This window comes from Vibrio sp. 10N.261.52.C11, assembly GCF_041471405.1.
In the GTDB taxonomy this organism is placed as follows: Bacteria; Pseudomonadota; Gammaproteobacteria; order Enterobacterales; family Vibrionaceae; genus Vibrio; species Vibrio crassostreae_C.
Genome location: NZ_JBFROI010000032.1, coordinates 23628 through 36388, shown reverse-complemented (window position 1 = coordinate 36388; position 12761 = coordinate 23628). Strand labels below are relative to the sequence as shown.

The following is a 12761-nucleotide window of genomic DNA, read 5'->3' as shown; positions in this document are numbered from 1 at the left end:
TTACTTTAATTGGTATTAGTCGGTAATTCCTGCTTTTAATAAAACCTGGCCTTAAAAGTGTAAGTGCTTACTTATCCCAGTCTCTTTTATAAACAACCAACAGCACAAACTACGCTTCTTTATGAGAACTGTTCTCAATATTTTGTTAAATTTTAGTCGTTATTACTAAAAGGCAACAAATATGGATATCTCCCGTCGTAAGTTTATTCAATCATCTCTCGCTATATCTGCACTCACTGTACTGCCCGCTTGCTCAATGAAACGGTCGGTTGATGAACAAGGAAAGTATGTTTATGACTTAACGGCAGAGCCTTCAACCGCTGAACTCGTGACGGGGTTTGAGACTGATATTCTAGGCTTTAATGGTCAGATTCCAGCACCAACGATTCGATGTCGACAAGGTGAAAAGGTAACGATCCGTTTTACCAACAAGCTATCAGAACCGACAACTATTCATTGGCATGGTTTAAGGATTCCTATCGAAATGGATGGGGTTCCCTTCTTGAGCCAACCACTGATCATGCCAGGTGAAACATTCATTTATGAATTTACGCCACCAGATGCTGGCACGTTTTGGTATCACCCACATATGAACAGCGTTAAGCAGCTTGGTATGGGCTTGGTTGGTCTAATTATCGTAGACGAGAGCATTCCAGTGCAGTTTGATGAAGAGCACGCACTGATGCTTAAACATTGGCATATAGATAAGAAAGGCCAATGGAAAGATCTAATGATCCCACGACTCAGTGCTCGTATGGGTACGCCAGGAGAGTGGAGTAGCGTTAATGGAATACATGAGCCTATCTATCAGTTAAAACAACATGCAACGACTAGGCTACGTATCGCTAATGTCGATAATACGATCACTTATCCTATTGCTGTCGAAGGGGCTGAGGCATGGGTGATTGCCATTGATGGTAACCCTGTAAAAACACCTTATAAGCTGACGCAACATAAAATTGGTCCAGGGATGCGAGTGGATATTGGACTGATAGCACCCAAAGCCGGTGGGCGAGTTAGCGTCCTTCAAATGAAAGGACGCTTTCCTTTCTCTTTGTGTGAGTTCGAGGTTGTAGATTCAACCCTTGTTGAGAATCGCTCTCTGCCTTCTTTACCCCTTAATCCTGTGCCCAATTTAGATTTGGCTAATGCAGAAGAAATCGACTTTTTATTTGAATGGGAAGGGGCGGTTTCTCCAGTATCTAAAGATGGAAAATCTATGCCTAAGTTTTGGCTAACTAATAAACGAGCATGGGAGGGGATGAGCAAAGATAATATCCCTGAACCGTTGGCGACTTTAGAGCTGGGAAAAACCTATATATTCGATCTTAAGAACGTCACTCAATATCATCACCCGATTCACATTCACGGCCATACATTCACTGTATTGGAACTTGATGGGAAGAAAGTTGAAGAACCTTTCCATACTGATACAGTGTTACTTGGAAAAAATGGCCGCGCTAAAGCTGCATTTGTAGCCGACAACCCTGGCCGCTGGATGTATCATTGTCATGTTATAGAACACATGAAAACGGGTTTGATGGGATATATTGAAGTTAAGTGACACCTGTAACGTTTAATATTTGCGCATGCATTCTTAGTTTCTACCCTCGCTTTTATCGGCGTTAAAGCTAGAATATAGGGATTATTGTTTGGGAGGATTCATGGGTCAGTTATCTATTCTAGGTTTTATCGCCATCGGTGGCGCGTTTGGTGCTTGTTCACGTTACTTGATTTCAGAGTTATGCGTTGTGATGTTAGGGCGTGGTTTTCCTTACGGTACGCTGACTGTTAACGTAATTGGCTCTTTGATTATGGGATTGCTCATCGCCGCGTTTGAAAATGAGATGGTTGCGACGGAGCCGTGGAGACAAATTATCGGTCTTGGTTTCCTTGGAGCCCTGACGACATTTTCTACGTTTTCGATGGATAACGTGCTTCTTATGCAGCAGGGTGCGTTCTTCAAGATGGGGCTCAATGTACTGCTCAATGTGGTTCTCAGTATTTCAGCCGCATGGATCGGCTTCCAACTTCTGATAAAGTCTTAAAACTTTCTTACGATTTGTTAAAAACTCGGCTTGGTTTATCCAAGCCGTTTTTATATACTCGATCGTACTTGTCGGAGTGCCATATGGCTGAGACCGTTAACTCGGGATCCGTTGAACCTGATCAGGCTAATACCTGCGAAGGGAACAAGAGTAGATATCTAACTAGAATCCTTCTAGAGATCTATCTCCAGATCACAACTGCATTTTCTTGCTGTGATCCCTCTTGTAGCATCTTATCCGTCAAGCATTTTTATCCCTATAAATAATGGCTAAAAGCCAAGGAAAAATGCTATGTCGAGTCGTAAACAAGCAAGACTGGAAGCGAAGAATTTCATTGATTCTTTATCTGTACAACCTTATCCAAACTCAAAAAAAGCTTACATCCAAGGGTCTCGAGCGGACATTCAAGTCCCTGTCCGAGAAATATCCCTCGCAGATAGCCTTGTTGGTGGCAGCAAAAAAGAGCCTGTATTCGAACCTAATGAGCCAATTCATGTCTACGACACCTCAGGTGTTTATACCGATCCTACGCATGAAATAGACCTTTATAGTGGCCTTCCTAAGTTGCGAGAGCAATGGATTGAAGAGCGTGGTGATACGGAATTGCTCGATGATGTAAGCTCTGTTTACACCAAAGAACGTTTAGAAGATGAAACCCTAGACGACCTTCGTTACGGAAACCTGCCTCGAATTCGTCGCGCTACTGGCGACCAATGTGTAACTCAACTGCATTATGCTCGTCAGGGAATTATCACTCCTGAGATGGAGTACATTGCGATACGTGAGAACATGGGGCGTCAGAAGTTCGCTGATGAACAGCTTAATCACCAACACCCAGGCCATAACTTTGGCGCAAACCTGCCAAAAGAAATTACCCCTGAGTTCGTGCGTAAAGAGGTCGCTGAAGGCCGAGCTATCATCCCTTCAAACATCAACCACCCAGAATCAGAACCTATGATTATTGGCCGAAACTTCTTAGTGAAAGTGAACGCCAATATCGGTAACTCTTCTGTAAGCTCTTCGATTGAAGAAGAAGTTGAGAAGCTAGTATGGTCGACTCGCTGGGGCGGCGATACCGTAATGGATCTTTCTACTGGCCGTAATATCCACGAGACTCGTGAATGGATCCTACGTAATAGCCCAGTGCCGATTGGTACGGTTCCTATGTATCAGGCGCTTGAGAAAGTGAATGGCGTAGCCGAAGACCTTAACTGGGAAGTGATGCGCGATACTTTGATTGAACAAGCGGAGCAGGGCGTTGATTACTTCACTATCCATGCTGGTTTGCTTCTTCGTTATGTTCCTATGACGGCTAAGCGTGTGACAGGTATTGTTTCTCGTGGTGGCTCTATTATCGCGAAATGGTGTCTTGCACATCACCAAGAAAGCTTCCTATACACACACTTCCGCGAGATCTGTGAGATCTGTGCGAAGTACGATGTGGCTTTGTCACTAGGTGACGGCCTACGTCCTGGCTCTATTGCAGATGCCAATGATGAGGCTCAGTTCTCGGAGTTACGTACTCTAGGTGAGTTAACTAAAGTGGCTTGGGAATACGATGTTCAGGTGATCATTGAAGGTCCTGGACATGTACCTATGCATCTTATTAAAGAGAACATGGATGAGCAGTTAGAGCACTGCCATGAAGCGCCTTTCTATACGTTAGGCCCGCTGACCACTGATATTGCACCGGGTTATGACCACATTACCTCTGGTATTGGCGCGGCGATGATTGGTTGGTACGGCTGTGCGATGCTTTGTTATGTAACACCTAAAGAGCATTTGGGCTTACCAAATAAAGAAGATGTGAAGACTGGCTTGATTACTTACAAGCTGGCAGCACATGCAGCAGACTTGGCAAAAGGGCATCCGGGCGCACAAATCCGAGATAATGCATTATCTAAAGCTCGTTTTGAATTCCGTTGGGAAGACCAATTTAATCTAGCTTTAGATCCAGAAACAGCCCGTTCTTTCCACGATGAAACCCTGCCACAAGAATCGGGCAAGGTTGCTCACTTCTGCTCTATGTGTGGACCTAAATTCTGTTCAATGAAGATCTCTCAAGAAGTTCGAGAGTACGCGAAAGACACTGAACAAGTGGCTGCTGATCAGGCTATCGAGATTAAGATGCTTGATAATCCGTTGGAAGGGATGCGTCAGAAATCACAAGAGTTCCGTGATACTGGCTCTGAACTTTATCACCCAGCAGTAGGCGCAAAAGAAGCTCAATTAGAGGAATAATGACAGTGAAGATTCTTATCCCATCTCAAAATATTGAGCTAACGGGAGAGGTGCAAAGCTGTCTATTGGTTGCTAAGCGACAAGGCTTGGCAACCGATGCAGTTGAGTTGGGTGTAAGCCCAACTCAATGCTTCTCTATCGTTGATGCTCAGCAAGCGTTATCTATTGGTTTTGCTCATGATGTTGATTCATTGGCGGAGTGTCGCTCAAGTGAGCTTGATCATATCGTTTATTACAGTCATTCAGTGGCGCTAGCTGGTGTCCGCGATGCCTTGGCACAAACTCCGAATACCATCTATATCGGTGTCTTAGATGACTCAGCTGCATTGGATATCTGGTCACAGCTAGATTCTAATCGTGCTATCAAGAGTGAAACTCCAGCTCATCAGGAGTTAGATAGTCGTGGTCACTTTGCTTGGTTACTTACTTTGTTGGCGTTGGAATTCCCATTAGAAGATGCACTGGTTTTAGCTCGCGCAGCATCTAGTGTTTCACGTGGAACATGGCCAGCAAACTATCAAAACTTTCCTATTCCCGTTCTCGAAGATGAGCGACTGGATATTAGTGTTGGTTGGGCGCACCAAGGAACATCACTGTCGTTCCCGGAATTGAGTAAGAGTAGCCTAGGACTATACCCAGTGGTTGATGATGTTGAGTGGATCGAAAGGCTGCTCAAGCTTGGAATTAACACAGTTCAACTGCGTATTAAGAACCCACAGCAAGCAGATTTAGAACAACAAATCGCGCGATCTATCGAACTCGGTAGAGAGCACAACGCTCAGGTTTTTATCAATGACTATTGGCAATTGGCACTTAAGCATGATGCTTTTGGTGTTCATTTGGGGCAAGAGGACATCGAAGAATCCAACCTATCTCAACTGAGCCAAGCTGGTATTAAGATCGGTCTATCGACTCATGGTTATTACGAGTTGCTACGCATTGTGCAAATCAACCCAAGCTATATTGCGCTGGGGCATATATTCCCAACCACCACTAAGCAGATGCCATCGAAGCCTCAAGGACTTGTGCGTTTATCTCTCTATCAGCAGCTGATTGATACTATCCCATACACAGAAGAACTCACCGGTTATCCGACAGTTGCGATTGGTGGAATTGACCAGTCGACGGCCGCACAGGTGTGGAGTTGTGGGGTATCGAGCCTTGCTGTTGTACGTGCGATTACGTTAGCCGAAGACCCAAAACAAGTGATTGAGTTCTTCGAAGCATTAATGGCTGACCGTTCTTCAGGTGCTGCTAAAGAGGTAACTCAGGAGCTAAGTCATGCTGAATGATTTCGAATTCATTCGTTATCAACGACAACTCGCACTTCCTGAAGTGGGTGAGCAAGGGCAACGCAATCTATTAGATAGCCATGTATTGGTCATCGGTTGTGGTGGCTTAGGCAATGCTGCGGCTCTCTATCTTGCGGCTTCCGGTATCGGGAAAATCGTATTAGTTGATGATGATTGTGTGGATTCGTCTAACCTTCAACGACAAGTTGCGTTCAAGGAAAGCCAGTTAGGTTCGCCTAAGGTCGAAGCTCTGAAGCAAAAACTGACTGAGCTTAATGGTCGAAACCAAGTGAGAACCATCAATAGGCGAATGACTCAGAGCCAGCTTGAGCTTGAGGTGATGCTCGCTGATTTGGTGTTGGATTGTACTGACAACTTTGAGTCACGTCAGCAGGTTAACCAAGCATGTTTTGGTAGCAAGACACCTTTGGTTTCTGGTTCTGCGATCGGATGGAAAGGTCAGTTTATTGTCTTTGATTATCAGATGAAGAAAGGGTGCTATCACTGTTTGTTCCCGTTCAGTCATCATCCACAAACGACACGTTGTAGCGATAGCGGCATCATCGGCCCAGTTGTTGGCACCATAGGCAACCTCCAAGCACTGGCAGCGATTCAACGTATTAGCACCGGCGAGTTCCAGGTTGCAACACATCAGCTCAAACTGTTTGATGGTCAGACGATGAACTGGCAAAACTTAAGTGTCACTCAAGATAGTGAATGCCCCGTTTGCTGCACATCTACAGTTAACTATTTAGAAGAAGAAACCCAATGAGCAACATAACGATCTCTATCAATGAGCAACCAGAACAGGTTGCACAATCGTCGTCTCTAGCGGATATCATCCAAGCGCTTTCACTACCCGATCTGGGTTGTGTCTTTGCTATCAATAATGCGGTTGTCCCGCGTAGTCAGTGGCAACAAAGGGTCGTCAATGAAGGCGATGCTATTTCTCTTTTCCAAGCTATTGCAGGAGGCTAACTATGTTAACTATCGCAGATAAAACATTTCAATCACGACTCTTTACTGGAACGGGCAAGTTCGCGAATAAACATTTAATGGCGAGTGCTATCGAAGCTTCCGGTTCTCAACTGGCAACCATGGCGTTGAAGAGAGTTGATATTCGCTCTGAGCAAGATGATATTTTACAGCCCATCATTGATGCTGGCGTGAACTTGTTACCAAATACCTCCGGGGCGAAGAACGCGAAGGATGCCATCTTTGCTGCGCATTTGGCTCGCGAAGCGCTAGGCACAAACTGGCTCAAACTGGAAATTCACCCTGATCCAAAGTACTTGATGCCAGACCCAATTGAGACATTAAAAGCGGCTGAGCAAATGGTTAAAGATGGCTTTGTTGTGTTGCCTTACTGTCATGCTGACCCAGTGTTGTGTAAACGATTGGAAGAGGTGGGTTGTGCTGCGGTTATGCCGCTAGGTGCGCCGATTGGGTCGAACAAAGGTATCGCTTCGGCAGACTTCTTAGAGATCATTATCGACCAAGCGAACGTCCCTGTGATTGTTGACGCTGGTATTGGTGCGCCATCTCATGCTACTCGTGCAATGGAAATGGGCGCGGATGCCGTGTTAGTTAATACTGCAATTGCGGCTTCTCAACAACCCGTTGATATGGCGATTGCTTTTAAACTGGCAGTTGAAGCTGGCCGTATGGCTTACCTTTCTGGTCTTGCTGGACAGGTGTCTCATGCGGTTGCTTCTAGTCCGCTAACTTCATTCCTAGACGAGTAGTGTCCTTATGACGTTTGTTGATCGATTTAAACAGCTCAACTGGGATGACATTGGTATGTCCATCTTCAGTAAAACGGCAGCGGATGTTGAGCGCGCTCTGAGTAAACCTAAACGCGACTTGGAAGACTTTAAGGCTCTTATCTCTCCGGCAGCAGAACCTTACTTAGAGCAGATGGCGCAACAATCGTTGGCACTCACACGCAAGCGATTCGGCAATACAATGTCGTTGTATATTCCATTGTACCTCTCAAACTTATGTGCGAATGCGTGCACGTATTGTGGTTTCTCAATGGAGAACCGCATTAAGCGTCGCACACTTACTTTAGATGAAATCGATGCTGAAAGTGCCGCTATCAAAAAGATGAAGTTTGATAGTGTATTGTTGGTGACTGGTGAACATGAAACCAAGGTCGGGATGAAGTACTTCCGTGAAGTGCTACCGAATATTAAGGCACAATTTAACTATCTTGCGATGGAAGTGCAGCCGCTTGATCAAGATGACTACGCAGAGCTTAAAACTCTCGGCTTAGATGCGGTGATGGTTTACCAAGAAACGTATAGCCCAAGTACCTACGCGGAACACCACTTGCGTGGCAATAAAATGGATTTTGAATACCGGCTCGAAACGCCCGATCGTTTGGCAAAAGCGGGTATTGATAAGATAGGTATTGGCGCTTTGATTGGCTTGGAAGATTGGCGTACCGACTGTTTCTTCGTGGCCGCTCACTTAGACTATCTTGAGCGTACTTATTGGCAAACACGTTACTCGATTTCATTCCCACGTCTTCGTCCGTGTGAGGGTGGTTTGCAGCCTAAATCGATTATGAGTGATAAACAGTTGGTTCAACTTATCTGTGCGTATCGTTTATTAAACCCTGAGGTTGAATTGTCTCTCTCGACTCGTGAGTCTGCAGCTTTCCGTGACAATGTGTTGCCATTGGGAATCACCAGTATGTCGGCTGCGTCTAAAACCCAGCCTGGTGGCTATGCTTCTGATGAAGAAGAACTCGAGCAATTTGAAATAAGTGATGAGCGAAGTGCTGCCGATGTTGAGTCAATGATTCGTCAACGTGGTTTTGATCCTGTGTGGAGAAACTGGCACAGTGCTTACTCTGGTTAGCGAACACGCAGATTTATGTTCCACGTGAAACATCGACGAAGTTAAATCGACAAATAAAAACGGCTACCCTAAGGTGGCCGTTTTTCATTTCATTAAGTTTGAATTAGCTAAGCATTAAGCATGAGCATGAGCATGAGCATGAGCATGAGCAAGTGGAGTGGTTGATTGGCGTAACCATTCCAATGTATCACCTTCAACTAATGGGCTAACATCGTTCCATACTTTCTGGTGGTAATCATTAAGCCATGCAAGTTCAGGTCGTGTCAGTAAATCGACGTTGATGTTGCGCTTATCGATAGGGCAACGTGTTAGCGACTCAAACGTTAGTACTGAGAAGTCACCTTGAGTTGGCAGCTCAACCACCAGTTCTAGGTTTTCGATACGGATACCAAATTCATCTGCACGGTAGTAACCCGGCTCGTTTGATAACACCATGCCTTCAACAAGAGGTACATCGATTAGCTTCTTAGAGATGCTTTGCGGACCTTCATGAACACTTAGGAAATGACCAACACCGTGACCAGTACCGTGGTCGTAGTCGAAGCCTTCTGCCCATAAGTGTTGGCGAGCTAGAATATCAAGTTGGAAACCACGAGTACCCTGTGGGAAACGTGCACGCGCGATACCGATGTGACCTTTAAGCGCTAACGTGAACTGCTGGATCATTTCGTCGCTTGGCTGGCCAATCGCGATAGTTCGAGTGATGTCGGTTGTACCATCTAGGTACTGACCGCCTGAATCGACTAGGTAAAGAGTATTCATCTCTAACTGACCTGGTTCAGGTTGATTCTCGTGGTTGTAGTGACACATTGCTGCGTTACCGCCTGCAGCTGAAATCGTGTCAAAACTTAGATCCATCAGTGTTGGGTCTTGTTCACGGAATGACTGTACTGTGTCTGCTAGTACCGCTTCGTTGTGCAGATTACCTTGCGCCACTTCTGCATCAATCCAAGATAGGAATTTTGCCATCGCCACGCCATCACGGATGTGACACGCTTTCATGCCGGCAATTTCTGTTTCGTTCTTCGCGGCTTTTGGCATTAGGCATGGGTCGGCTGCTTCAATGATATGAGCACCGGCGTTTTGGAGAACAAGCGTGTACCAAGCATTGCTTGTGCCTGAATCAACAGACACATTCTTACCTTCTAAAGATTGAAGGCGGGCTTCAAGCTCAGATGGGTGAGAAACACGAATACCATTACCAACGTGCGCTTCAAAGCCTGCAGGGATACGAGCGGGGTCTAAGAAGAAATCGACACTTTCATCGGCGTGAATGATTGCATTAGATAACACAACCGGCAGACGAGATACGTCTAAACCACGAATGTTGAGTAACCAGCAGATTGAATCCAGCTCAGTAAGGATAGCGGCATCAGTGCCTTTGGCTTTTAGTAGGCTTGCAATTTCTTCACGCTTACTTTCACTTGATTGGCCAACGGCGTCGGTTGCCATGAGGCGAACATCAGATACAACAGGCTCAGGGCGATCAGACCAAAGCTCATCAATCGGGTTTGCCGCTAGTGTTGTGAGTTCTACTTTATCAGCTAGTTTAGCTTGTGCGCCTTTCAACCAAGCCGCCGTATGCATGCGTGGGTCGAATGCAACTTTACTGCCTTGTGCGAGTGAATTGATGATCCAATCTAAAGCCGGTTCTTCAATAAGATGGCGATACTCAAATAGCTCACCAGGTACTTGTTTACGAACCTGGACGGTATAGCGACCATCAACAAAAATAGCCGCGTTTTCGCGAGTGATAACAGCCGCACCTGCAGAGCCAGTGAAACCGGTTAGCCAGTGAAGTCGCTCGTTGTGAGCTGGAACGTATTCACCTAGGTACTCGTCTTCATGTGGAATGATAACAGCATCTAAGTGGTTTGCTTCAAGCCAAGCTCGAACCGCAGTAACGCGTTCCGCAGTGATATTGTGCATCTGTGTTTATCCTTATTGTTAGGGTCCTTGTTAACACTCACAGTCGATATAAATGCGAGGGGACTTATTAGGTCAATAAGCTAGCGCTTTTGTTCGTTTGCTGCAAACGCTGAACGCCATTTTTATCTGAGGTGCAGAGTTTTTTCTTTGATGATATCTCGCAACCAAGTTAAGGCTGGGTCGTTTTCTCTATCACGGTGCCAAAACAGGGTGTATGCCATTGGTGGAAATTCCATTGGCAGAGGCACAACCACTAAGTCGAGTTGCTTCGCGACAAGATGGGTGAAGTGGCTTGGTGCGGTAAATACAAAGTCGGTGTAGGTACACAGGCTTGCCGCACTGTTGAAGTCGGGCACAGAGATAGCAATATCACGTTGGTGACCAAGGTCAGCTAGTTTGTAATCGAGTAGCCAGCGATCGTTTCCATCACACCTTACTTGTACATGACGTTGTGCAAGGTAGGTTTCCAGATCCCATTGACCACTCAGAGCAGGGTGGTTACGTCTCAATACACACATCTGTGCATCTCGGTAGATCTCTTGTTCGCAAATATCATCTGGCGGCAACATGGTTAAACGCGCGTCGTTGATGTCGATGTCTTTACCCGTGAGTCCGATATCGAGTTCACCAAGCTGTAATTTCTTAAAGGTTTGCTCCGTCCAAGCGTGAGTGTTGATATTTACCTTCGGTGCTTGGCGAAAAATCGCGGGCAAGAAGTGAGGAAGAATCAACGGGTAGACACTTTCAACCGCTGCAATGTGAAAACTGTGGTCACTGTTGTTGGGAATGAATGTCTCCGGTTGGGTGAGCACATCAAGTTGATTGATCAGTGTTTCCAACCGTGGCTTAAGGAACACTGCTTTTGGTGTCGGGCGTAGGCCGTGTGCACTTCGCGTAAAAAGAGGGTCATTAAATTGTTCGCGAAGTTTGGCCAATGATTTACTCACCGCTGACTGGCTCAGGCACAATCGATGTGCAGTGCGTGTAACACTCAGCTCTTCCATTAGCACCTGCAAGCAAACTAGTAGATTGAGGTCGAGGCGCGATAGTTTCTCGATATTCATGTGAGTTTCCTTATTGGAATAATGCTAATGATTATATGCCATTTTTGTTCATATCATTAGTTGGTTATTATGCACCTAAATTAACTCATCCGGAGAATCTTGTGCCTTCTAACGCGCTTCCAACCCCTAGTAAACTGCAGGTTGCTTTATTGGCAATGCTGGTTCTTTTTAGCCCTTTGGCTATTGATATCTACCTGCCAGCTCTGCCACAAATTTCGACAGCGTTTCACGTGGAACATGCACTAGCACAAGATACGATTACTTGGTTTTTATTTGCCATGGGTGTCGGCCAACTATTTGCCGGCCCTTTGGCGGATAAGCTAGGACGTCGAACCGTTGCATTGGGAGGTGTTAGTATCTATGCATTGAGTGCTTGCTTGGCGTGGGCAGCTCAATCGATTGATATGATGCTAATAGCTCGGCTGCTACAAGGCTTAGGAGCTTGTGCGACTTCTGTAGCTGCCTTTGCAACGGTTCGCGATCTATTTGGTCCAGAGAAGAGTGGCCGAATGATCAGCTACCTTAATGGTGCTATTTGCTTTATTCCTGCATTGGCACCGATTCTTGGCGCTTGGTTAACTCATCAATTTGGCTGGCGTTCGAACTTCAGCTTTATGGCGGGTTTTGCCGTCGTTGTCGGTACTATCTTATTCTTCCAAATGAAAGAATCGAACCCGGTGACGGAAAAGGTAGCGGTGTTCAAACTAGAGCGCTACTGGTCAGTATTAAAAACACCTTCATTCCTATTCCACGCAACTCTATGTTTGATGGCGATGGCAGTGATCCTCGCTTATGTAACCTCAGCACCGGTTGTGTTGATGGAGAACCTTGGCTTAACCATGAAAGAGTTTACTTTCTGGTTTGGTGTTAATGCGGCCATCAACATTGCAGCTGCGTTTACTGCACCTAAATTTATGGACCGTTTTGGTACCTATAAAGCACTGGTGGTTGGTATCTCGACGCTGGGCTTAGCGGGTGTGATTATGTTGGTGCTTGCTGAGCACGCTACTCCAATCGCGTTCATGCTACCGATCTTCTTATCGTCAGTTGGCTTTGCTTGGATTCTTGGTGCTGCGGCAGGTAAAGCTCTAGAACCTTTCGGTGACCGTGCGGGTACAGCTGCTGCGCTGCTTGGCTTGTTCCAAATGAGCGGTTCAGGGCTTCTTGTGGGTACCATGCAACGTCTTGATTTAACGTCGCAAGTGATGATTGCTCTGCAAATGTTCCTGATTGTTCCTGCGTTATTAGTGCTTGCGAGCAAAGCGGGTAAGTCTTGGCACACGACGTTTGCTAAGGCATAAGTTACAAGGGTGACAAAATAT

The 12761-nt window shown here is 45.9% G+C and carries 11 protein-coding genes and 1 riboswitch; of the genes, 9 read left to right on the top strand and 2 right to left on the bottom strand.

The window, feature by feature from the left end; translation table 11 throughout:
* The first annotated feature begins 181 nt into the window (after positions 1–181).
* The 8 genes from AB4323_RS13255 to thiH all read left to right on the top strand — a co-directional run bounded on the left by AB4323_RS13255 (position 182) and on the right by thiH (position 8446).
* Positions 182–1564 (top strand): multicopper oxidase family protein, encoded by a 1383-nt coding sequence (locus tag AB4323_RS13255; protein ID WP_372152687.1) that lies wholly within the window; start codon positions 182–184, stop codon positions 1562–1564.
* Positions 1565–1664: 100 nt separating this feature from the next.
* Positions 1665–2048 (top strand): fluoride efflux transporter CrcB, encoded by a 384-nt coding sequence (gene crcB / locus AB4323_RS13250; RefSeq protein ID WP_004736665.1) that lies wholly within the window; start codon positions 1665–1667, stop codon positions 2046–2048.
* A 62-nt stretch (positions 2049–2110) separates the two neighbouring features.
* Positions 2111–2209, top strand: a riboswitch (TPP riboswitch).
* A gap of 130 nt (positions 2210–2339) precedes the next feature.
* Entirely contained in the window at positions 2340–4289 is a 1950-nt protein-coding gene (gene thiC / locus AB4323_RS13245; protein ID WP_102333086.1) for a phosphomethylpyrimidine synthase ThiC, read from the top strand.
* A complete protein-coding gene (locus AB4323_RS13240) occupies positions 4289–5581 on the top strand; it encodes a thiamine phosphate synthase (protein ID WP_017061314.1) in 1293 nt (430 codons plus the stop codon). The genes thiC and AB4323_RS13240 overlap by 1 nt, the downstream gene beginning before the upstream one ends.
* Positions 5571–6353 (top strand): ThiF family adenylyltransferase, encoded by a 783-nt coding sequence (locus tag AB4323_RS13235; RefSeq protein WP_372152685.1) that lies wholly within the window; start codon positions 5571–5573, stop codon positions 6351–6353. Before AB4323_RS13240 ends, AB4323_RS13235 begins: the two co-directional genes overlap by 11 nt.
* A complete protein-coding gene (gene thiS, locus AB4323_RS13230; RefSeq protein ID WP_017061316.1) occupies positions 6350–6559 on the top strand; it encodes a sulfur carrier protein ThiS in 210 nt (69 codons plus the stop codon). The genes AB4323_RS13235 and thiS overlap by 4 nt, the downstream gene beginning before the upstream one ends.
* Before the next feature lie 2 nt (positions 6560–6561).
* Complete coding sequence (locus AB4323_RS13225) at positions 6562–7326, top strand: thiazole synthase (RefSeq protein WP_065584384.1); 765 nt, start codon at positions 6562–6564, stop codon at positions 7324–7326.
* Positions 7327–7333: 7 nt separating this feature from the next.
* Positions 7334–8446: a 2-iminoacetate synthase ThiH gene (gene thiH, locus AB4323_RS13220; protein ID WP_372135352.1), complete on the top strand. Its 1113-nt coding sequence runs from the start codon at positions 7334–7336 to the stop codon at positions 8444–8446.
* Positions 8447–8560: 114 nt separating this feature from the next.
* On the opposite strand, the gene AB4323_RS13215 is transcribed toward thiH, so the two are convergent.
* Both AB4323_RS13215 and AB4323_RS13210 read right to left on the bottom strand, forming a co-directional pair.
* The gene (locus AB4323_RS13215) at positions 8561–10375 is read right to left on the bottom strand and encodes an aminopeptidase P family protein (RefSeq protein WP_372152683.1); all 1815 of its coding nucleotides are present in this window, start codon (positions 10373–10375) and stop codon (positions 8561–8563) included.
* A 122-nt stretch (positions 10376–10497) separates the two neighbouring features.
* Positions 10498–11439 (bottom strand): LysR substrate-binding domain-containing protein, encoded by a 942-nt coding sequence (locus AB4323_RS13210; RefSeq protein ID WP_008221529.1) that lies wholly within the window; start codon positions 11437–11439, stop codon positions 10498–10500.
* Positions 11440–11540: 101 nt separating this feature from the next.
* Between AB4323_RS13210 and AB4323_RS13205 the strand changes: the two genes are divergently transcribed.
* The gene (locus tag AB4323_RS13205; RefSeq protein WP_198599892.1) at positions 11541–12740 is read left to right on the top strand and encodes a multidrug effflux MFS transporter; all 1200 of its coding nucleotides are present in this window, start codon (positions 11541–11543) and stop codon (positions 12738–12740) included.
* Positions 12741–12761 lie beyond the last annotated feature (21 nt).